Raw genomic sequence first — 24,563 nt, 5'->3', positions numbered from 1 at the left:
TCATCACATACAATCAAAATAGCAGAGTATATTAATGGCAATAATGATTATCATATTTCATTCTATTATCTGCTCTGCCCTTTTAATTGGCTTTAAAAATAAACTTCAAATAAACTCATTAATAGGATTAGCATTCCTCCAATTAATAAGATTACAATTATAGTTTCTACTAAATATTCTTTGATGATCGTCCTTCTCATATTATCTACTTCATAGCAACAAACTTAAGAAGCATGGCGCATTTGAAGCCCCTGATAAACGTCAAATTCTAACACATACACATCTTGTATTATTTCTGTTAACAACAGTCCATTATGTGTTATACAATCGAACTACACACTAATATTTAACGACTTACAGCACCTAATTCATGCAGGTACTTTTTAATTTTAATTATATAAAAATGGTTGTTATTCCATTAATCTGTAAACAGTTATTAACTTAAAGAAAATCTTATGAAATTAATTCAACTCTCAATTTTTACATTCTTCTTATTGTTTTCTGGATCACTTGTTGCTCAAACAACCTGGTATGTAGATGTCAGCTCTGGTGATAACAACATCAATGATGGTCAGAGTGAATCTTCTCCATTTGCCACCATCTTTAAAGCAGTAGGTGAAGCTGCAGATAATGATATTATAAAAGTTGCTGCGGGCACCTATACTCACTCCAACATATGGATTGATAAGAATCTTAGCATTGAAGGCCAAGATGGAGATGCCAATGCTGTGATAATACAAGCTCAAGCTAATGAACCAGACTACTCTGGAACAGGCACATCTGCAAACAATCGAATTTTCACTCTAGCTGGCACTGCAAATCTTTCCTTAAAAAATTTAACCATCAGGTATGGTAATAATGCTGATGCTGGTGGAGCAATAATCGTCTATGCCGGCCAGTCTATAAGTATTGATAGATGTAATATTTTAAATTGCTATTCTGAGAATAACGGTGGCGCAATTGCCAGTTGGGGTAGTATAAACATCACAAATAGCTGCATTGCTAACAACATAGCTGGTGGCACTCGTGGTGGAGCAATTATGGGCTACTCAAAACAAGCTAATCAGCTCAATGAAATAACTATTAACAACTCAGTTATCTATAATAATGCAACTACAGCATCAGACAATAATGGAGGTGGTTGCGCTATTTTTTCGGACAATAGTAATGCGGACTACGGAACCGTTGAGATTAACAATTCAACACTCGCATACAACCATATTTTAAGCCCCAGCACAGGTACTAAGACAGTTGGAATTCGCTTTAGTAAAGGTAAATATCTTCATTTAACCAATTCAATCCTTTTTAATTCAACTAATAATCTTAGTTCCTCAGGACTTGAAATAAGCTCGACTGTTAGTGATATCATTGACATAACTAAAAGAGGTACAAATCATCATAATATCATTTCATTTGCATGGAACCTCGGAATTGGGACAGATTGCATTTCAAAAGAAAATGCAACTGCTAACCATATAAAGTTCGGCACGTTCATAAAAGGTACTAATGGAGTTTACACACTACCTATCCTTTCAGGCAGTGTTGCTATTGATGCAGCAGATGCTTCTACCACAATTGCTACAGACATGATTGGTACAAGCAGGGGAAGCGCTCCTGACATTGGTGCATTTGAATTCACTACCCCTACAACAATTCGTGAGTCAAGTGTTGAAATGTCAATTGCTCCCAATCCTAATTATGGCTCATTTACAGTAATGACAGAAGCTGGCAATGGGTGTCTAGAGGTATTTTCAATGACCGGACAGAAATTATACTCATCACCTATAAAGGCAGGCAGTAACCTGATTGAATTACCTGCAGTTATTAAAGGTTTAACAATCGTTAAAATCAATTGCAATGGTCAAATAGCAACCCGTAAGATAATTATTAAATAAAGCTGAACATCTTTTAAAATAATAAAGTCCGGACTTTTAATTTAGTCCGGACTTTATTTTTAGTTCAAATACTTTTAAAACTATTTATACTCTTTAGGAGAAACTCCATACATGGCTTTAAAGCTTTGCGTAAAATATGAACGATGTGAAAATCCTACCATGTACATAACTTCACTCACATTAAGCTGACCACTTTTTAACAATTGGGCTGCTCTTTTTAATCGTATCGTTCGAATAAACTCTGTTGCGGTTTGTCCGGTCAACGCTTTCACTTTTCGATAAAGATTGGTATGGCTCATTCCCATTTTTTCACTCAAACTTTTCACATTAAGTTCCGGATTATCCATATCTTTTTCGAGTAATTCCATCAAGTCAGCTAAGAACTTTTCATCAAGCGATGTCACTGTTACCTCTGAAGGCTCCAGGCTTGTTTGTTTCTGATAAACTGCTTTAAGGCGTTCTCGCTGTTGCCATAGATTTTTAATCCTTACCTTTAAGTAGGCCATGCTAAAAGGCTTCTGAATGTAATCATCGGCACCTGTTTCAATGCCTTCTGTCTTACTTTCCAGGCCACCTTTGGCAGTTAATAATATTAATGGAATATGACATGTCCTTAAGTCGCCTTTAATCTTTTGGCATAGCTCAATGCCATTCATCTGGGGCATCATCCAATCGGAAATAATAATATCAGGAACCTCTTTTAATGCGATTTGATGACCTTTAACGCCGTTTTCTGCTGATAATACTTTGTATTGCTCCTTAAGCCCGGATACAATATAATCACGCATATCGCTATCATCTTCTACTACCAACACCACCATTCGTCCACTTTCAGGCTCCGGAGTTGGTTCTTCAATTTCAATAACCTCCTCCGTTTTTGTTTCCTCATTATCAGATTCTGCCTCCTCTTGTTCTTTGAATTTCACGAACTTATTTCTATCCAATGGAATTGTAAAAATAAAGCAACTGCCATCGTCAGGTTCACTTTCTACTTTTACCTCACCACCATGCATGGTAACATATTCTTTGACCAAGGATAAACCAATTCCTGTACCTTGCTGATTGCTATAGTTAGGTGAAGCCTGCGTATTAAAACGGTCAAAAACATCTGTTTGTGCGTGTTTACTAATACCACAGCCATCGTCAGAAATAGCTACAACAATTTTGTTTTGTTTCCCAGGTAATTTTCTGGCATCTTTTACTTCCACTCTAATACGTCCACCATCAGGAGTAAACTTAAAGGCGTTTGAAAGAAGGTTAACTAATACCTTTTCCATTTTCTCCATATCGAACCACATCAATAGCGATGACTCTTCGGTGTTGTATTGCAATAGCATACTCCTACGTTCCGCTTCATCTTTAAATTGGCCAATAATACGGTCGCAAAAACGAATGATATCATACTCTTGAATCAATAACTTCTCTCCTCCTTTTTCAATTTTTCGGATATCTAAGATTTGATTCACCAATTTCTTTAAACGGTCAGTATTTCGTTTTACTAATAATAAAGAAGACTTTATTGGCTCTTCAGGTTCTTTTGAAAGTAAATCATCAATTGGACTACTAATTAAGGTTAGTGGCGTTTTTAACTCGTGAGAAATATTAGTAAAAAAGCGCGTTTTTATTTCAATTAGCTCTTCACTTTTTTGTCGTTGAAGTGTCTGAAATCGAATATCATTGTTGGCTTTTTCTCTTGCAATTAACAACTTTCTTGAGAGTATGAACAAGCCCATCAACACAACAATGTACATTATGATAGCCCAAACCGAAAGATATAATGGTGGTTTAATTCGAATGGCTATTTCTCGCCAGTTATCATTATACAATCCGTATTTATTTGAGGCCTGAACTTTAAGTGTGTACCTACCTGGTCGGACCTGAGTATATGACACATATGCCTGGTTAGGCATCGTCGTTCGCCATTCTTCATCATAACCATCCAGCATGTATTTGTAACTACAATCATTGACATGGCTATATTGGAGAGACGAAAAATCAATACGAAAAGTATTCTCGCCATATTTTAATTCAATATTTTCTGTTTTATTGATGTGTTGGTTTATCACATAGCGGCTATCCCGCATCTTAAATGGCTTGATTATTTCACTTAGAATTGAAAAGTTGGTCCACCTGACCTCCGGAACATTACTATCAATCTCTACATCGTCCAATTTAAAAGTTACAAACCCTTCTTTACCATATAAAACCAGTTTATCATTACCTAATAATTCAACATGCAATATGGATTTTACACCCAAATCAGCATTGGGAATTCGTAGTAACTTTTTATTCTTAAGATCATAATTGTAAAAACCATTATCTGATACAAAATACACCATTGAACCTTTCACTGCCACAGATTGAATGTCCATTTGTATTTCATCAATTCGCTTGAAATCTATCTTATCTGTATTAGTATAAAGCAAGCCGTGATAGGCAGCCATCCAAAGCGTATTAGTACTATCAACAAACAAATCAGCAACATACTGATTTTCTGAATTATTAATATTATTGAATCGTTTTATTACCCCTCTTAGTTCATCTATTTTATTTAGTCCTTTATTAGTGGCTACCCATACATTATCACGCTGGTCTGCAATAACATCTGTAATTCTGTTAGAATTAATTGAATTTGGCTTACCTTCATTGTAACGGAAGTTGTAGAAGCTTAGTTCTCCTTGTTCATCACTTACTACTTTATGCAAACCTGCACCATAAGAACCAAACCATGTAGCACTCTTACTCCTTGCGATAGCATGAATATAATTAGATTTTAAAGCCTTGTTATCGGAAGCATCAGCTACATAACTTTTAAACTGCTTATTTTTTCCATCATATGTATTAAGGCCGCCTGCTGTCGTAATCCAAACCATTCCATTTTTATCGCACAAGACGTCACTTACTTTATTATGGAGTAAAGCTGGGGGTAAATGGTAGTGATATGCATCATCGTTTTTGTTATACTGCACTAAGCCTTCTCTTGTCGACAGCCACACATCACCATTATTATCAACAGACAGTCCCGTAATATTCAATTCACCATCCAAAACCTTTGAGGTCTCATAAAACTTACTAATCAACACCTTTCCACTTCGCAGATACATTTTATCAATGCCATTATCAGTTGCCAGCCAAAGGTTATTTTGGCTATCTACATAAACCTGATGGATAACATTGTTAGCTATTGAAAAAGTATTTTTATAGTCATGAAAAAAATTATAAAACGTTTGTTCATCTGCTTTGAAAAGGTTTAATCCAAAATCAGTGCCCATCCACACATCATTTCCATTGACGCAAATAGATTTAATTACATTGTTGCTAAGAGAGTTTTTATGCTTACTGTGTTTATACTGCTTGAATTCCCCATTATTACTGTTGAAAATACACAAACCGGTTTCTGTACCAATTAATAGAATACTGTCTGAATCAAGGTAACGTGGTTGAATACTTAAAATCAGGTTATTCTTCTTTTGCGATTCTTTGTTTATGAATTGGTGCTTTGTTACTTTCTTTTCTTTTCTGTTCAAACAGTTCAAACCATCAAACGTACCTATCCAGATCCGCTCTTGCTTATCTTCGTAAAAGCAACGTATCATATTGTGACTCAAGCCACCACCTAATTCCTGTTGATACAGATAGTGCTCTATATATTGTCCGTCTTGATCGTAGATGTAAAATCCGTCAGCGGTACCAATAAAAACATCACCCGTAACACTTAAGTAGAGCGTCCGACATTGAATGCCTTTTAGATAATCATCGTCTATACGAACGGATATTTCAGTATTTTTATCATAAATAAAAATACCAGTTTCGGTTCCAATCCAGATATGCTGTTTTCGATCTTCAACCAAAGCATTGATAGCTCCAAAAGAGCCGTAGGCATTCTCAGATACCATTTCAACCTGCCTTAATTGGTATGCATCGTATACAGCCAAGCCATTAGAGGTCCCAAACCACAAAAAACCATCTGCATCTTCTAAAATACTTTTTACAGTGGAGTTAATACCTGAAGGTAAATCCAGGTGTTCGAAGCGTAAATTCGTATTTGCTTTAGAAAACAGCACTATCAACAATAACCCAAGGCTCAATGCACAAATCCTGATATCTTTTTTACTCATACCTCAAAAATACCAATTTTTAGAAGAAAACAGAATACAGACTTTCTTTAGAGAAACATGAATTACTAACGGTATATTACGATTCTTTTACTCACATACTGACCATTTTCTTCGATACTTAACAAGTATATGCCATTACGAATATCAGAACGAACAATCACCTGAATAGAGTTTTGCCCAATATTCAAATGATAATTCTGCTTTTGAATAACAGCTCCAGTTAAATCTGAGATGAGAAGATTTATCTCTCCGGCTTTCTTTCCTGTTATGGTCACTATCGCTTTGTCCTTAACTGGATTTGGAAAAACCTCAAATGAGTTTCCTTCAACCAATTCTAAATCATGTATCCCGACATACGAATTGTTATAATTATTATCAGCTCCGATATTCGGAATCGAATCACTTACACCTACCGGATTACCAAACATGTCAACTCTGGGCGTAATTGTGATATTCTTAAAAATACCTTTTCCTGCCATCGGGAATATTGGTTCAGGAAATTGTATTCCAGCATTAATAGCCGGACTGTCTTCTTGAATTTGATAATCATCACCTGTTAATCCGCCGGCATTCACATATTGCGGGTTACCATTTACAGGCTTGCTATCATGACTCTTAAATGTACTTGTCACATTACCAAAGTAGAGGTTGTTTGACATCGCTAACGCGCTTCCTGCCTCAATATCAACCGTTACATCCTGGCCTATTGTAGCTGCTCCCGAAGCATAAAAAATATTGTTATAAACGAAAATATTTTTCCCAACCATTGAAATATCAGGTGTAATCGCAGCATCAACATATACTGAGTTATTATAAATAAAGCTACTGTCGGATAAAATATCGCGGTCTTTTCCGGCATAAGGCGATACCCATAGGGTATTTCCTTTAAAATCGCGGAATCCGTCATTGACACTAACGTTAAAGCGATAGGTCGAATTAACATTATCGCCTAAAATTTCAACAAAGCCGCCTTCGCTGTCTTCACTGTAATTGTATTGCATGATGATGTTACGATTGCCGAAATCAATATGCTGACTATACGAATCGGCATAACCTCTAACGCTATAACATTTGTTGTATTGTGAAATGCCATTTCTGCTACTGAAAAACCACACGCTACTACCCCTGTTAGCCATTCGTGGATCGGCATCAGAACCCGGTTCATCAAAAATATTGTGTTCAATCAGGCAGTTATATGTTTTAGTTGGAAGAATACACGTGCCACCAGTTTGATAAAAGTGGTTGTTGCGAAATACAAAATTCATATTTCGGTTGATTGAATCATTTCCTACGCCATCATCACCTCCTGCATGTCCTGTTTTTATCCCCAGCCGTGTGGTGCGGGCAATATAACAGTTTTCAACCAATACATCCTGAATGTTTCGTTCCTTGCCAACTTCGGTGTTTTTTGAAGTAAAGAAATTGATTGCCGATACTTTTATAGCATTAAAGTCCTGATTTTCGGTTGTTGGAGCATAAATATCTCTGACGGTTAAATCGTGAAAATGATAATTGCGCAAGGTATCGGGTCCTGTATTCTGTACATCAATACCATAGGCCAAATTATCGGAAACACCAGAACGAGAAGTCAGTCGCTCATTGGTTATCTCCAAATATGCTAATTCAATATTATCATGATTAGAGATGGCAATTGTGGTTAAATGGGCTCCATCTTCAGCTTTGGCTCCATCTAAAATTGGTAAATCTCCATCGCCATACTTTCCGAAATACAGCGGCTTTTCTTTAGTCCCTGAGCGAATAATATTCAATTGGCCAATAAAGGTATCACCACACTTAAACAACACCGAATCACCCGGATTTAAAAGTTGCTCACTTGCACGAGCAAGGCTTTTCCAGGCACTCTCTGGCGAGGTACCAATATTAGCATCATCCCCGTCAGAGTCGCTAACATAGTATTTTTGAGGAAGATATTCACCTGCCTCGTCTATAATAACCAGCCTGTCGACCAATGGTGATCCCACCCCTTCTTCAGGTCTTAATTTAATAGTATTCACGCCCTGATTAAGATCAATATCGAAAATAGTTTCAACAGCGTTTCCCTGATAACACCACACAGCTGTAGGGAACGTTTTGCTACCCAATGATTGTCCATTTACCTCAATGACCAGACTTACTGAATTTGCATTAAAATGATATACTGATAGTTTATAGCTACCAGCATTGCTAATATCAATATTATTAAAGCTAAGTGTATTATTTGCAGAATTTGCAAACTTAACAAATAAACCACCGGAAGCATTTGAGCAGCTTGGGTCATTTACGGTGGCTGCACCTCCTAATATTCCATCTTCAGCCTGAGCTTGCCATACTACCGTTTGCGCACTTATATGCATACAAACAGCCATCAATATTCCCGTAAATATTCCTTTCATATCAGCTAATTTTTGGTTACGAATATATTGATACCACGCAATTAAAAATAACACATAATCGTCAAGCCTTAACAATATTCAGAGCTAACGCAAGCTGAAGGTTGGTAACTTCATGGTATGAACGACTACGCATGAAAGTATTGATAACAAAAAAAGGCAATCAGGTTACCCCAATTGCCTTATTATAGTTTTACTAAAGAAACTATCCTCCAACCACTACATTTATTGTTTGACTCGTCATTTTACCAGACTTGTCCTTTAAGTCGAGCGTTAACACATAACTACCAACTTTACAATCCGCCGGAATACTTTCTCCAAACAATGTGTGATTGGTCAGTTGGTCTTCTGTACCTGACAAAACAATTGTTTCGGGGCTACCAGCAGGTTCCCAGGGATCATCAATACCAGTGAAAGCTTTAGTATCATTAAAGCTTAAAGTAACAGTCAGACTTTCCAATTCCATGTCGTCTGTAAAAGTGCCTGATAACGTTAAATCACTGCCACGTAATACCGTTGCTCCTTCTGCAGGTGCTGATATTGTCATTTCAGGATTTTTACTATCAACAGGATCAGGTGTTGGTTCCTCACTATCACTGCCACCGCATCCATACATAAAAGTCACCAGCAATAATAGTACTATGTATCCAAGGTTCTTTTTCATAATTATCTAGTTTATAATTTTATACTCATTCTATTTTACCCACCAATCATCGCCACCAAGAGTTGGGAACACACGATCTTTCAGTTGCAAATTCCATCCTTCCCATTCTTTCATCAATGATTCACTGGTAGCTTCATCACTCGAACGAAGATTATTTTGTTCTCCTAAATCTGAATTCAAATTGAATAACTCTGGCGTATTTTCATTCTGATCACTATTGGCTACTAACTTGGTATTTTGATGCAATATTGCCATCGCATTTTGCTCCCATTTGCGCCAAAATAAATAATCATGGGGCTCTTCTTCAGTTTCTCCTGTCAAATAAGGAATTAAATCCACACCATCCAATGGTCTTTCTGCATTGATAGAAATATTATTTTGTGACACAATGGTGGCCATTACATCCATTGAAGAAATGGCTTTTTCATAAGTCTGACCAGCAGGAATAACACCTGGCCATCTCATTGCAAAAGGCACTCTGATACCTCCTTCGAATAAATCTCCTTTTAACCCGCGCAAAGGACCATTATCTGATGCATTATTGTGTGCGCCTCCATTATCGGATAAGAATACAACAATCGTATTTTCATCGACACCACCTTCCTGTAAGGCGTTTAGAACACGACCAACGCCATCATCTACTGCACTAACCATGGCTGCGTATGTTTTTCGCTTTTTATCTTCGATATTAGGGAAACGTGACAAGTACTTTTCAGTGGCTTGCATTGGTGTATGCGGTGCATTATATGCCAGGTAGAGCATAAAATGCTGGTCTTTCTCAACCTTTTCATTAATAAATTCAACAGCCGCATCGCTTAGTTCATCTGTCAGATAATCATCTGTCTCTACTTTGGTACGGTTCTCTATTATTTTGGTGCGATACCACTCCCACCTTTTTGTCACTTCGGATAAATCATTTAAATACAACTGATCATGTAAGTAGTTGTGTCCTCCTGATAAGAAGCCATAAAAATAATCAAACCCTCTTTCCAGGGGATGAAAATTAGGATGAGTTCCCATATGCCATTTCCCAACAATCGCGCTCTTGTAATTCGCCTTACGCAATACCTGCGCCATGGTTTCCTCTTCAACGGGTAATCCTGAAATTGGATTATTTGGGTCAATGGAAGGATTGGTGGTGAAACCAAATCGGTCTTGATATCGCCCTGTTAAGAATCCAGCCCGGCTTGGCCCACACACCGGAAAAGTAACATAGCCCTGAGTGAAACGAACACCCTGATCAGCTATTTTATCAATCTGTGGAGTAGGAATATCAGTACATCCGTTAAAACCAACATCAGCATACCCCATATCGTCAGTCATTATGACAACAAGGTTAGGTTGTTTACTTGTCTTTTGTTCTGAGACTTTAGCACATGATAAAGCTAAAATTGGCAGCATCAAAAACATGAGTCTATTCAACATGGTATTTATTTTAAAATTATCTTTTCAATATTATTTTTATCAATTACTAAATAATAAACGCCTTTAGCATGTCCTTTTAAGTTTAGCACTGAGCCGGATGATTCTTTAATCATTCTTCCCATCGAATCATATACCTTATAACCTGGTTCAATGCCATCTCCATCGATGTAAAAGAGGCCAGTAGATGGATTGGGGTACACTTTAAAATAGGATGCCTTTAAGTCTTCAACAGCTGTGTCCTCTTTTATATCCAATTCAACAGTGGCAAAAACATCCTGATGTTTATATAATCTGGCTGTAACGGTAATGGTTCCATAGTCAATGGGTAATAACAAACCGGTTGTTTGGTTGATAATAGCCTTGCTGCCATCGTCGATACTCCAAAGAACCGGGATATCAATTTCAGGATTAAGACTGGCAGATAATTGATAAGCAACATCAACCAGTAACTCCTTCTCAATTTCTGTAATTGTGAGAGCAGGATTAACCGATTCTTCCCAGATAAATACTTCTGTTGTGCAATTCACTGATGGGTAATTATCCATAGCTGCCACCACTTTTACATGTCCTTCTGAAATGGCAGTTAGTTGGCCATTATTGTTAATGCTTGCTGAACCTGTTCCATCGACAACAGACCAGGAGTAAGATTCTCTTACAGGAGTAGCCATGGCTTCAAACTCATAATCATTACCAGCGATCAGTTCATTTTCATTAAATCCATTTGTTGATATTTTCAATTCGGCTGCATAGAAAGCAAAACTATCCACTGTTAAGGGTTTATTCTGTGCCGAACTGATAAAAAGATTCATAGCCACTCCATTCGCCCAGGAATCTTTATTAGGTTTTAAAGGCACTGAGAATGTTTGCCATTCGGCGCATTGGTGGCCAGTGATGGTATTAGGTGTATTCGCTTCCCACGAACCAGCTGTTACACTCGTTTCTGTGCGTGTTGATGCCTCAAAAAAGTATAATTTATCAGGTGTCAGATTTTTAACATTTCTGCGCATACTTATGGCGCTTCCGTTGACCGACACATTGAAGGCATATTGATTGTCTCCTTCCACTGATAAAGTAGTCGTTGTTGCTTCATCGTTTTTTTGCTTGTAGCCTTTACTCAGCAGGTCATCTCCTTCATTATAGCTTTCAAAATCATCGTAAAAAAGATAGGGAATGGTGCTGTTTTTTTCAAAATTGATTTGAGGTACCAAAGCTTGTAGTTGCTCGCGTAATTCTTGCACTATCGTAGCATAACTTTCATCAAAAATTACATTAGTCCACTCATTCTTATCAACAGACAAATCATATAGCTCTTCATCTCCTGAAGGGTAAAGAATATAACGATAATCTTTTGAGCGTACGGCGTAGTTTTGCCTGCCAATTTCCAGCGTGGCTGGATTCACAACCGATTCCAGCACGACTTCAGGTCCATCCCAAGTTGTACTGTTTGGATCTTCCAAGAACGCACGAAGACTATGGCCGTCTAAATCGGCTCCCAGGGCATTCTTTTTTGTGTCACCTGTCCATCCACATATATCTTTAAAGGTTGGATAGATATCAATTAAGCCAACCGGATGAGCTACGGTAGCTCCTTCTGAAGCACTAAAACCAGATGCTTTTACAATGAAGGGAATACGCGTACTTTCTTCCCACAATGTATTTTTGGCCAGTCGGAATTTCTCCCCCATATGAAAACCATTATCGCCACACAGCATGATAACTGTGTTATTGGCAAAAGAGCTGTTTTTTATGGCCTTATGAACCTCTCCAACCAAACTATCGGCAAAGGTGATACAGGCCAGTTTGCTTTGCACATATCGACGTAAGCCCTCTTCGGCAGTGGCGTATGATACCAATAAAGAATCGTAGTCGTTAAAGCCGGATGCACTAAAATGATGCCCATAGGTATCTTTTAAATCATCCTTCAGAATTTCGGGTATCATCACCTTATCAAGCGGATACATATCAAAAAAGCGCTGAGGTACAATATGCGGTGTATGCGGTTTCATGCCGCCATAGGCAATAAAGAAAGGCTTATCATTGCCTTGTGTCTTCATATTTTCATGCTGCTGTATCCAATCTGACACAAAATCGGCACTTATCTCATCGCACATTTTATCCCGGTCGTTGGCCGACACATAACGAAAAGGCGTACTTCCATTGTAATCGTTGCGCCAGCCACCAGGTGGTACATCAGACAAAGGCGCCAATGAGCCGTTTAAAAGGCCGACATTACGAAATGGTTCAGGTACTGACGGATGAGGAATGGGCTTAGTACCATCCCAGGCATAGGGCCCTTGATCTTGTTTCTCACCCATGGTCTCGGATGGGTCATCAACACTTCTATGAAATATTTTGCCGGTACTATAAGTCTCATAGCCGTTCTCAGCAGCATATGCCATGATAAACTTTGAGTTGCTCAACACCTCATTATTATCAATGTGATCAAAACCAAAATTTCCGGTTGTTGAAGGATACAGACCTGACAAAAAGCTGGCTCTCGACGGTGCACAAATAGGCGCATTTGAGTGAGCATTTGAAAAGAACACCCCTTCATTGGCCAATTGATCTATATTTGGCGTTATTGCCTGTGGATGACCGCCCATGACACCAATGTAATCATTCATATCGTCCAGGATAATGAGTACGGCATTCATCTTATCCTGAGCATGAAGATTCAGGCTTATCATACCCCATATAAATATAATTAGTCCTCTAAACATCCTTCATTACTTTAATTCCTTATCACTATTTTCTGTGTTTGTATTTCTTTATCTGTTCGTAAGGTGATAAAATACAAACCATTGGTAAAGCCAGATAATTTCAATTCGTGCTGATATACTCCTTCTAACACCTCTGATTGCAGCATCTGTCCATTTGCATTATAAACCTGCAAATTGGCACGTGGTACATCCATTTTAAAAGAGATGATAGCAGTTTGATTTTCAATTGGATTAGGATATACAGTAAAGAAATCGGCCTGCTCCAGTTTTTCATCAAATAGTCCGGTATCTTCGCTGTAGTCCTCTACATTTACTTCACACTCAGCTGATAGGTTTGAACTCGCTACCACTTTAGCGGTAATAATGGCCTGACCTTGACTATGCGTTAATACATTACCATGCTCATTTACTGTAGCTACAGCTTCATTATTACTACTCCATTCAACAGCATAACTACTATTGCTGCCTGAACTTACATCAGCAGTTAAGACAGCTGGTTTACCTGTGGTTAGTGTCAAAACATTATCAGACAGCTTTATATTGCTTGCTTCAGCAGGCTGCCCTACTTTCACAATGCATTGTTTATATACTTGTCGACGATCGACTACACGAGCGGTAATAACAGCAAAGCCGTCTTTGTGAGCAGATACATTTCCATTTTCATCAACTGATGCCACAGAACTATTATTACTGTTCCACTCGATTACATCGTTAAAGGCATCAAGGGGTAAAATAGAAGCAATCAACTGATGCGTATCATCAATGCTTAATTCTAAATTAGCACTTGACAAAGTGACTTCAGTTGCCCATACTAACTCATCGTGTACCAGACCTAAAAAGCGTGGATGCAGTAAATCTTCTTCCCATTTGGCTTGTATGGCCAGTAATTCGTCGCGTTGCGCACGAAAATCAGCATTCCAATATAAATTCTTTCCATCTGCATCACTTTCGCTGATATTGGTATTTAGGTCATATAATTTCGGGTTTGGGCTATCGGCTTTAAACCGTATGTACTTCATATCACCATAGCGCACAGCATGACGATCCTGATCAAACTTGCGAATATGAATCAATTCATGTGGTCTACCAGAATTTTCTCCGGTGAGATAAGGAATAAGGTTGACACCATCCAATGGTTTATCCTGATTGGTGGGTGAGTCGGAAATAGTTGATAAGGTTGCAAATATATCAAGTGATGAAACCGGGTAATCATAAGTACCACCACCATCAATTTCACCCGTCCATTGCATAGCAAAAGGCACACGGTAACCACCTTCAAACACATCGCTTTTACCGCCTCGCAAAACGCCATTGTCGGATGCATTTTTGTTAATAGGCCCACCATTATCTGACAAGAAGAAAATAATGGTATTCTCCTCGATATCTAAGTCCTGTAATTTATCCAAAACACGTCCAACACCCCTATCAACAGCATGTACCATGGCGGCATACGTTTTCCGTTTATGACCTGTTTCATCAAGCAGATTGGGAAACAAGGCTAAATCTTCCGTTTTTGCCTCCATGGGTGTGTGTGGTGCATTGTAGGATAGAAACAGAAAGAAAGGACTATCCTTATGGCGCTTGACGAACTCGACCGCTTCATTAGAAAATTCATCGGTGATGTATTCATCCGTTTTTTCGGGTGTGTGATTTCTCAACAACCAGGTTTTATAACTCTGCTCCTCATTTTTAGCATCGTAGCTATCTTCAATGGTCAGTGATTCCGGAAAATACTTGTGACCGCCACCAAGATGACCATAAAACTCATCAAATCCGCGGTTAAGGGGGTGGTTGGAAATATGTGCACCCAAATGCCATTTACCTATAATACCTGAAGTATAACCCACCTGTGAAATAGATTCTGCAATGGTCATTTCATCAAGTGGCAAGCCCATATATGGGTCATCAATACGGTAAAGCGGGTTACGCTCAAATCCAAAACGCTGCTGATAACGACCGGTGATAAAGCCAGCACGACTAGGGCCGCAGACAGAGTAAGTCGTATAAGCACTTGTAAAATTAATACCATTATCCGCGATTCGATCGATGTTAGGTGTAGGAATCTCTATTGAGCCATTAAAACCCACATCGGCATAGCCCAAATCGTCAGCCATTATCACAATTACATTAGGCTTATCCTGAGCAATCGACATCGAACATACAAACGATAACACAATCAATACAAAGCACTTACTCATATAACTTATATACATTCCACAACTCATTAATAAAGTGATTAAATGAAGCCAAAGACTCTTTATCTCACAATAAAATTATTACCTACTATCAGTCACTTATTACCAATTTTACCACCTGAAATTTATTGCCTTGCATAATGTACATTACATACACACCCGGCAACCAATTGCTAACCGAAAGCTGTTGATGCGCATCACTTAGCTGATGATTTTCAATTATCAAGCCTGCACTATTATAAATGGCAATTTCTGTTTTATGCTGAAATACATCTTTCAATTCTATATTGACGATATCATTGGACGGATTTGGATACACCTTGATTAATTCAGATTCTACTTTTTTTATCCCCACATCCTCTTTCGGCAATTCACTTAATTGAATCATTAAGAAACGTGCTGTACCAGCAGGGATAGACACGCTCAGTTCATCCGTTGTCGTAGACAATGCTCCCAAGGCTTCTGAACCACCCAGTTGATCAAACACCTGACAATCACCATTAATAGAGTTGCCTGCTTTCAATTTCACGGTTCGTTCAATGGGTGACAGTTCATTGTTTCCCATTAGAAATGCAAAGTAAGTATAGGGATCATCCTTTTGTTGTGTAACCTGCCAGAAACAATCTCCATCCACATAAAAATCAAGCTTTTGCCGTTGCGACAATACTTCATCAGAAATGGTTTCTTTCGCCCCGCTTAGTGATAGGTTTTCCCAGGTATCACCATTGGTTTGATAAGCAACATTACACCAGGTCTGTGACTCAATTTCTGAAGCCTGGGTGGATGGTATAATCGTAACAAATCCTCCCGGAGTGGATGGAAACATGTTTTCCCAACGACGCTTTGTACCATAAAGATAGGAAGTGGCATCTGTTTCGGGAATATCGGTATAGGCATTCCAACAAGCTAATCGATTAAACACGTAATTATCCGTTTCGGGCTGATATTTATAATGATCGTGATTAATGCTTTGTTCTGTAAGACGAGTGCTTCGATTGTAAATACCAACCGAAACGGGTGATATACCTTTTATTTGCTCCGTATCTGGTGCATTTGGGTAAATGCCCTTATCAACCAATTTAAGAAAATTCAATATGCCTTTTTGAAATACCTGAGTCCATTCCTGGTCCTCCCCGGTAACATCTCCACGTTCGTATAGCGGATTATTAAGTGCCGTAATAGACGTTGTTCTGAATACTTTTGCCCCCAAACTGTATTGCGATAACATCTGACGCAAAACAACATGGGCATTTCGCATTCCACCCCATTCGGCTACCCGATTAGCCGACAGGTTATCACCAATCACGTTACAACCCCAATTCTCCACATCGCCATTCATCCACAAACCAACGCGTTCTGCCAAACTCAGGTCCAGTTCGGTCACATTGGAATTCTCTACTCCAGGCACCAGTATATCTTTGTATTTAGGAAAATAGCTATCCGCTTGATTTTGTGTTAAAGCTGTAAAAGTAGCACCCTTGGCACAGAGCATTACCATTGGAGGGGCTGAACCAATCTGTTCGGCACGAGCCAGCAAGGCATCAAGATGTGGAATATAGGATTCAAAATCAGCATGTTCATTTAACTCTCTGGAGCGCGCCATCATGTAACATTCGCCATCAACCACAGACGCTTCGTAACAATCAGCCAGATCTTCCGGTGTTATAAAAGTGTGCGGCCCATGCCCAATTTTCAAGCAAAAATAAGCCCCTTTTTGAGCCAGTGCAGCACAAAAATTCTTTACTCCTTCAGCCGTTACTCTTTCATTTTCACATTCATTGCTCATTCCATAAATACACGAATTGACGCTTGCTGCCAAACGTATTTTTGATGAATGATAATTGGCCTGTCCTCCAATCTTGTCGTACCATTCTTGCTGTGCATCATACACTTTCTGTGCTTGTATGGCACTATTCTCCGGTGTCATTTCCCACCATAAACCACTGGCAAAATAATCGAGATACCATATGGGTTGCTCGCCTACTGCCAGGGTACCGGCAAATTGGTCGATGTTATCCGTTAGTATATCTAAGTTTTGCTCAAACTCCTCAAAACGTCCCTTACAACAAATATTGCGTGCCTCAGTTTTCCAATCCAATTGTTTGAAATCAATCACATAAAAATGGTCATCACCATTTATTGGGCCGGAAAGTACCATTTTATCGGCACCACCATTTCTATCCTCTAAACAAGCACCATCGCTAAAGTGATACATAGAATGAGCCCAGGTGTAATCTGAGATAGACAATATTTTAGTACCAGGTTCGTATTGCGAAAGAAATAGATCATCGCCATAAATGGTAAACAATTCGGCTTTTCCGTCACCATCAAAATCACCAGGTACACCATGCTGCATCAGGTATTTACCCGTAGATGTTAAATCTTCTTTATCTGATTTCTGAAAGCCATGATTTTGGATCAAGTCATATTTTGCAAAAGATTTATATTGACTTAATGGTAATTTTTCAGAATCAGATAGCATCGTAGAAAACACTTTGGTACGCGGACCATCCTCTGGATGAAAAACACCCCAATGAGCTGCCAATTCAGACTTCCCATCATTATCCATATCATAAACCCGCACCAATTGCTTATCGGTAAAACCGAGACCAGCCACTACATTATCACTTATTTCATCTGCATCACCATTCCAGTAAGCAGGGCGATCATAAGTAGCTAAATCAATGATATCAATGAAGTTATTCCCTTCAAAACTTTTGCGATTCACAAAAGCAAGCACTTCATCGGTTCCATTACCATCAAAATCACCAGCCGCCACATGGCGTACCAAGCCCGATACTCCACCCGCTTTCCCTGTTTCAGGACGAAAGCTTTTAAGGAAAATACCCGCATTATTAAGAATATAAACCATTCCATCAACACCTGAGGTGACAATCACTTTTTGTCCTCCAACTCCTATAGCAACTGTTGCTGAATACAAGGCACCGGTACTTACTTCTTTGTCCAATAACAGCTCACCGCCAGAAGAGAGTACTCTTATATGACCATCCGTACCAGGTAGAAGTATTTCCTCTCCCGGACTGTCTTCATTTATATCGCCTGCAATTATCCTTAATCCCATAGATGGCAAAGCGGTATATTCCCATAAACGATTATCGGCAGATGGATCTGTTATCTGGTCAATGCGATTGAAAGCAATTACCTTTCCTTCAACCGTCATGGCCACCACATAATCTTTGGCTCCAAGCTCATCAAAGTCGGCTGTTGTAATATGTATCAAATTATCACCTTGTGTATTATAAGGTTGAAATGAGCTTTGTGCATTCACAAAAACACTATTCAGAGCAATAGCTGTTAAAACCAATAAAATTTTTAATCGCTTCATCTTACAATTTTAATTTATTGATTTTTCCATTCTCACCAAAAGTGAGCTCATCAAAACAGATGGAACGTCGGTAGTTATTATTTGATAAATCCATGTTGTGATAGAAGACATACCACTTACCCTTAAACTCCACTATGGAACCATGCGAGGTCCAGGAACTCACGACATCCATTACTTCACCTTGAAAGGTAAAGGGTCCCATGGGTTTCTTACTAGTAGCATACACCAGGGTACTTGTTTTACCCCAGCCGTTAGAGTACAACAGATAGAAGGTATCTCTACGCTTAAACACCCATGGCGCTTCGCCATAAAAACCGCCAAAATGTTCCTTATCATTTTCTATACCTTTAATTTTCAGGTCTTGCACATCACCCTTTAAAGTCATCATGTTCTTTTTCAGCTTCACCACCTTGGGTTCGCGACAACCAAAGTACATGTAGGCTTGTCCTTTTTCGATTAAGACAGATGGGTCGATAGGCTCTATACCAATATGCTCAAGCTGTCCGGTATTGTCAATCAAAGGTTTACCAAGTTGATCAACAAAAGGACCTGTTGGCGAATTGCTGATTGCCACACCAATCTTAGTTCGTTCGACAGGGTAATAGAAGTAATATTTCCCATCGCGTTCGACACAATCGGGTGCCCAGGCCCACTTATCAGCCCATGCAATATCATCTAAACTCATAACTGCACCATGATCGGTCCAGTCCTTCATATTTTCTGATGAGAACACGTGCCAGTCGAGCATATTAAAGTAAGTCGCTGTATCTTCATCGTGAGAGGTATAAACATACAACCTGTCATTAAACACATGCGCTGAAGGATCCGCTGTGTAGAGATGTTTAACAAATGGATTTTCCTCTTTCTGAAACTCTACTTCTGTGAATGATTGCAATGTAGCAGGCTCCCCTGCTAAAAAGCCCAAAGAAATCAGGAATTTATCAGCATCTATCATTGTTTGATAATGCATCTCTTCATTCTTGTCTTTATTGAAAAAGGCATGTTCCTGACCATCGTATAGAATCAGGTCGCAGCGTTGGCCCAATTCTTCCATTCGGGCTTGGTAAGCTTTAGCAAGCTCAGGATTAAAGAGTTTATCTTTTGTTCCCAACATAATTAAAGTTGGAGGTGCAGTCTCACTCAGGTTATGATATGGCGAAAACTCTTTATAATAAGGTTTTACCCTATCATATCCATAGCCACCAGGTCCGTTATTGGCCACAGGATTAAATAACACCAAAGCCTTTGGTTGGCAAGAAACGCTTGTGTCTTCACCAGCTTCGTTAAACCCTTTCACTGTTGCGGTAGCAGCTGCTACATGTCCGCCAGCAGAACCACCGCCAGCAACTATTCTATCTTTATCAATACCATAAGCAGATGCATTGGTATATATCCACCGCATGGCCGATTTGCCATCTTTCACACACTCAGCAGGTGTGGTTCCATTGCTCTTCTTCGTTCGATATTGTGCTGAGGCAGTTACCAAACCTCTTGAACTTAAATACTCACATTGGCCATAAAAATGTTCGGGTCCACCTCCATTCCAACCACCACCATGAAAGAGGACAATCACTGGTTTAGCATCATTCATCTGATGATTCTCAGGAAAGAAAAAGTGCATGCTTAGCTCAACATCCCCTACTGTTTTATAAACGACGATTGTATCCGGTTTCGTTTGGGCGATAGCATTTCCTGTAAAAAGGATTAATAGACTTATAATGACAATATTCTTCATCTGAGTTTCGATATTATTGACCAATACGATAATTGTACATTTGGTAGGTTGTTTCGCGGATATATGAAATTAATTCATAATAGATCTGGTCGGTCATCGATACCAAGCCGCAATTGGCATTTTCACCATTACCACGCCCCGCTGTGGTAGAGTTAGCCCACATAAACCAGTGCGCCCCAACGCATCTTGGATTTCGTAAAGCTCCATTTATAAAATTATTGTATTTCTCACCCCTGTTGCGTTGGCTAGAGGCATATCCCAGACCAGTGAAGAATTTACCGGCGTCCAATGCACCAAAATTAAACTCTGATATAATAAATGGTTTATCTATTTCCTTTGCCGGATAAGGATAAAACTCAACCTCATTTTCATAAGCATTAAAAGTGAGGATATCGAGGTACTTCGCCGAAACAGTGGTATTTATCTTATTCTTGTGATTACCATGCCAGCGACAACCGATGTACATTTTATTCGGAGCATGCTTGTCAATAAGCTCTTTAGTGGTTTTAAAATACAGCTCGCACATATTGGTATAGTGCTTCACATTATACTCCTTAAGCTTAGCAACCTTAAGCCTTCCCGGCGACACTTTAGTATTTAGTAAATCATTCCAGCTTTCAAATGATGCACCCGTCAATTCATTGAATTGTTTGATTAATAACTCATTCTTTAATAAATTGAGGTAGGCAATTTTCCCTGCACAGTCATTTCCTTTTTCCAACGAATGTATGACCAAACTATTGGGATTACCCCAATGAATCTCGTTATTAATAAAAAAGCCAAAAAAGTAGGGATCATCTTTTACAAAGGCAGCTTTATCTTTGATTTTAAGCTCTACTTCAGCTTTCCATCGGGCATCAAATACATCTGGAAACTTCTCATTGATACCTGGAGATACAGCATTGATATAAACCGTATACGGCAACTTGATTGCTTCAGGGTGTTCTCCTACTGTTTCGGTCGACCAGCCGCCTAAGGTATTCAGTCCCCAGCTTTTCATGCGCCTTAGAGAAGTAGCAACATATTCTTTATCACTATTCTCTCCATATTTGCGATGAAGATTGGCCAAGCCATGCTTATATTGATCTTTTGCAAACAAGTGAGTATTCTCCTTCAATTTTTCAGGAATACCTTCAAAGAAGTGTTCACGACCATTTGTTGGTGTTGGAATCTCCAGTCGACCTGCACTATTCACTCCGGTAGACCAAAATAAGCAACCTTCCGGATCGATTATCCACCAAAGTCCGTTAACCTTTTGTGTTCTAAAATGACCTGTTGCGTCAAACTTCGGACCATTCACAAAACCGCCAAAGCGATTCCATTCTTCTGAACCAGGATGTTCTTTGAGGTCTTGTTGCTCCTTTTTCATAGCAGCTGTAAACTGACTGTCATCAGTAATTTTGCCAGGCCAATTGGCATGTTTGTATTGTCCGTATTTGTTGATGAATGGAAAAAAAGCACTCTTATTATTTTTATATAACTCCGGCAAAGCAGGTCTGTTTTTATACAAACGCTTAATGGTCACTTCTCTGTCAAAGTCCTGAATAGGGAAAGTGAGCTTAAGGCCTTTAATATGCCTGGCATCTATCCCTGCATAGTTAAGAATGACCCCATCGGGCATTCCTTTCATCTGAGGAAAATCGGAACTTTGTGGATAATCCGGAGTATTAATTTTATCACGAATCATCACACAGTTGTAATCTAAAATCTCATTTGGCTTCAAAAAGCCGATATGTTTGTTATTAACCGGCCAAAACTTATCTCCTCTGCGCGGATTATCATACAAAATAACCGGTTCGAAACGTAGCGACTGATCCGTCAGGTTTTCCAGCTTAAGACTTAGGAACACCCATTGGGTTAAATCCCAGTATTGCTCTTCAGGGTGAAAAACAATACTTCCTTTCTCATTGGCCTTAATCGAACACTTTATTCCATCAACAGAATTATGCGCATCCAGGTTTGTAACCTTAAATGCTTTGTTCGTTATGGTTTTAACATTGATAAGTTCTTCGCTTTGCGCTTGAGCATTAATAGCCATTACACCCAAAAGAAACATAAATGCTAAGCCAAACCGTTTAATAGACTTCATATCTTGATTCTTTAACAATTATCGGTATATCACAAATCGTTCTACCTGGTAGTAATCTCCCTGAGCTATTCGAATAAAATAAATACCATTTTTAGCATTAGATGGTAAATCAATCCTTAATTCATTGATTCCTGCTGGTTCATTTACCGACTGAATCAACTGACCTTGAATAGAATATATACTGTAGCTAACACCTTTGTTTTGGTCACTTAATTGTATGTTAAGAATATTTCGCACAGGGTTGGGGTAGATTCTAAACAGATCACTGACTTTTATGAGATCTTCAATACCAACCTGACTATTCGAACTATGAGCATTGCTGGCCCCAATATTTGGCACCAAATTCTCAATGTCCATGGCATTTCCAAAAATATCTTCTGCTGGAATAAGGGTCATATTTTCAAAGATTCCCTGCCCTGCCATTGGAAATTCAGGTTCTGGAAATGTCATACCTTCGTCGATAGATGCGCTGGTCGCTTGAATATTAAAGTTATCAGGATTTCCATCAGCTGAAACCGGATTCGTAAAATGTGGGTCTCCATTGACCTTTGCAGCATCTAAATTTGAGAAAGCAGCGGCTATATTTCCATAAAACAGGTTATTAGACACATTCAACTCGCCTCCATTTTGCATTTCAATCTCTACACCGCCAGAGCCAATCTGGGCTCCATTCATGGTATAAAAAATATTGTTGTAGATGTAGGTATCCTCTGCAAAAATTGAGATATCCGGCTTGCACTGTGGATTATCCAGATAAACAGTGTTGTTATAAATGTAATTTTCGTCTGATGGAACAGGTGTTTGGTCCTTGCCCACATAACCGGATAACCAGATGGTATATCGATGATGGCCATTCGCACGGTGTCCATCGTTCACACTTACATTGTAGCGGAACACACTATTTTCACAATCACCCAATATCTCAACAAACCCTCCTTCAGTATCTTCACTGTAGTTGTATTGAAAAATGGAATTCTTACAAAAGAAATCAATGTGACCCGCAGCACCATAGGTATCGCCAAATCCTCGGGCCCGGTATTGATTATTATACTGCACAATGATGTTATGTGAGTCCCAAATCCAACAGCCTTCACCTCGGCCATAATAGCGGTCGCTTGATGAAGTGTGGTCACCCCAACCTAAATCAATAAATTCATTGTTTTCAACCAAACCATTACACACAGAAGCAAACACAACGCCATCGCCCCCCAATTGCTCAAAGGTATTGTTTCGAATAACAAAATTCTGATTACGCCCTTCTTCGCTTACCGGATTGTTGGACGGATTCAGGTTCCTGGCACTAATTGCTGTACTACCCAGATTATAGAAGTAACAATCTTCGATTAACACATCGTGTATTCCAACTTCAACGCCATCCTCATCGGCATTTGAATCAAAGAAAATCCCTTTGGCGTTATAATAATCAAGGGTAAATTTACCCTCCCAGTCAATCATATCAACGCCAAAAACATCTGTGATTTTAAGGTTTCGAAAGGTTAAGCCCTGAGATATACCTCCCCATTTATTAGCTTTGACTAAAATTCCGTAGGAGCTGTTACCAGAGCCTTGCCAACCAAGCCCTACCTGACGGTCGTTTGTGATCCAAAGCTCAGTCAGCAATAAGTGGTTTGCATTGGTAATTTTGACCACCTCAATGGCATCTCCATCATTATTATTGCCGAGATTGGCACCTACACCAGTTAATATGGGTAATTCTCCCTCACCATAACTACTAATTTCAATAGGATTTCCTTCCGTTCCTGAGCACCAAAGTATTAATTGGCCCACAAAGGTATCTCCTTTTCTGAATAGAATCTTGTCACCAGGTTCAAGGTATCCATCTTTATTAGCTCTTTCGGCGGCCTCATTTACTTTGGCAAGCGTCAACCAAGGTGTAGCTTCCGACAATCCATCATTAGAATCATTGCCATTATTACTGACGTAATAATTTTTTGCCATAAGTCCTGCAGATAAGTTCAGGAGCAA

At 39.0% G+C, this 24,563-nt stretch carries 11 protein-coding genes; 1 reads left to right on the top strand and 10 read right to left on the bottom strand.

Annotated features, from left to right (window positions below):
• Positions 1-455: 455 nt before the first annotated feature.
• The gene (locus JIV24_RS07085; RefSeq protein ID WP_200464332.1) at positions 456-1,895 is read left to right on the top strand and encodes a T9SS type A sorting domain-containing protein; all 1,440 of its coding nucleotides are present in this window, start codon (positions 456-458) and stop codon (positions 1,893-1,895) included.
• An 80-nt stretch (positions 1,896-1,975) separates the two neighbouring features.
• Here JIV24_RS07085 and JIV24_RS07080 read toward each other — a convergent pair whose 3' ends face one another.
• The 10 genes from JIV24_RS07080 to JIV24_RS07035 form a co-directional block, all read right to left on the bottom strand.
• Positions 1,976-6,013 (bottom strand): hybrid sensor histidine kinase/response regulator transcription factor, encoded by a 4,038-nt coding sequence (locus JIV24_RS07080; protein WP_200464331.1) that lies wholly within the window; start codon positions 6,011-6,013, stop codon positions 1,976-1,978.
• A gap of 65 nt (positions 6,014-6,078) precedes the next feature.
• A complete protein-coding gene (locus tag JIV24_RS07075) occupies positions 6,079-8,406 on the bottom strand; it encodes a T9SS type A sorting domain-containing protein (RefSeq protein WP_200464330.1) in 2,328 nt (775 codons plus the stop codon).
• A 202-nt stretch (positions 8,407-8,608) separates the two neighbouring features.
• Positions 8,609-9,067 (bottom strand): DUF4625 domain-containing protein, encoded by a 459-nt coding sequence (locus JIV24_RS07070; protein WP_200464329.1) that lies wholly within the window; start codon positions 9,065-9,067, stop codon positions 8,609-8,611.
• Positions 9,068-9,097: 30 nt separating this feature from the next.
• A complete protein-coding gene (locus JIV24_RS07065; protein ID WP_200464328.1) occupies positions 9,098-10,492 on the bottom strand; it encodes a sulfatase-like hydrolase/transferase in 1,395 nt (464 codons plus the stop codon).
• A 5-nt stretch (positions 10,493-10,497) separates the two neighbouring features.
• Positions 10,498-13,212: a sulfatase-like hydrolase/transferase gene (locus tag JIV24_RS07060; RefSeq protein WP_200464327.1), complete on the bottom strand. Its 2,715-nt coding sequence runs from the start codon at positions 13,210-13,212 to the stop codon at positions 10,498-10,500.
• Between the two features lie 11 nt (positions 13,213-13,223).
• Entirely contained in the window at positions 13,224-15,410 is a 2,187-nt protein-coding gene (locus tag JIV24_RS07055; protein WP_234445738.1) for a sulfatase-like hydrolase/transferase, read from the bottom strand.
• Between the two features lie 88 nt (positions 15,411-15,498).
• Entirely contained in the window at positions 15,499-18,753 is a 3,255-nt protein-coding gene (locus JIV24_RS07050; protein ID WP_200464325.1) for a T9SS type A sorting domain-containing protein, read from the bottom strand.
• A 1-nt stretch (position 18,754) separates the two neighbouring features.
• A complete protein-coding gene (locus JIV24_RS07045) occupies positions 18,755-20,488 on the bottom strand; it encodes a family 43 glycosylhydrolase (RefSeq protein ID WP_200464324.1) in 1,734 nt (577 codons plus the stop codon).
• Positions 20,489-20,501: 13 nt separating this feature from the next.
• Positions 20,502-22,577, bottom strand: coding sequence for a hypothetical protein (locus tag JIV24_RS07040; protein WP_200464323.1), 2,076 nt, complete (start codon positions 22,575-22,577; stop codon positions 20,502-20,504).
• Positions 22,578-22,595: 18 nt separating this feature from the next.
• Entirely contained in the window at positions 22,596-24,536 is a 1,941-nt protein-coding gene (locus JIV24_RS07035; RefSeq protein ID WP_200464322.1) for a T9SS type A sorting domain-containing protein, read from the bottom strand.
• Positions 24,537-24,563 lie beyond the last annotated feature (27 nt).

The sequence above is a fragment of the Carboxylicivirga marina genome (assembly GCF_016612505.1).
Classification (GTDB): Bacteria; Bacteroidota; Bacteroidia; order Bacteroidales; family Marinilabiliaceae; genus Carboxylicivirga; species Carboxylicivirga marina.
This window is presented reverse-complemented; position numbering and strand designations above follow the sequence as displayed.

Coding starts and splice junctions, on each gene's coding strand:
- JIV24_RS07050 (WP_200464325.1), bottom strand. CDS start 18,753: ATGAAGCGATTAAAAATTTTATTGGTTTTAACAGCTATTGCTCTGAAT.
- JIV24_RS07040 (WP_200464323.1), bottom strand. CDS start 22,577: ATGAAGTCTATTAAACGGTTTGGCTTAGCATTTATGTTTCTTTTGGGT.
- JIV24_RS07070 (WP_200464329.1), bottom strand. CDS start 9,067: ATGAAAAAGAACCTTGGATACATAGTACTATTATTGCTGGTGACTTTT.
- JIV24_RS07075 (WP_200464330.1), bottom strand. CDS start 8,406: ATGAAAGGAATATTTACGGGAATATTGATGGCTGTTTGTATGCATATA.
- JIV24_RS07035 (WP_200464322.1), bottom strand. CDS start 24,536: ATGGCAAAAAATTATTACGTCAGTAATAATGGCAATGATTCTAATGAT.
- JIV24_RS07045 (WP_200464324.1), bottom strand. CDS start 20,488: ATGAAGAATATTGTCATTATAAGTCTATTAATCCTTTTTACAGGAAAT.
- JIV24_RS07060 (WP_200464327.1), bottom strand. CDS start 13,212: ATGTTTAGAGGACTAATTATATTTATATGGGGTATGATAAGCCTGAAT.
- JIV24_RS07055 (WP_234445738.1), bottom strand. CDS start 15,410: ATGAGTAAGTGCTTTGTATTGATTGTGTTATCGTTTGTATGTTCGATG.
- JIV24_RS07085 (WP_200464332.1), top strand. CDS start 456: ATGAAATTAATTCAACTCTCAATTTTTACATTCTTCTTATTGTTTTCT.
- JIV24_RS07080 (WP_200464331.1), bottom strand. CDS start 6,013: ATGAGTAAAAAAGATATCAGGATTTGTGCATTGAGCCTTGGGTTATTG.
- JIV24_RS07065 (WP_200464328.1), bottom strand. CDS start 10,492: ATGTTGAATAGACTCATGTTTTTGATGCTGCCAATTTTAGCTTTATCA.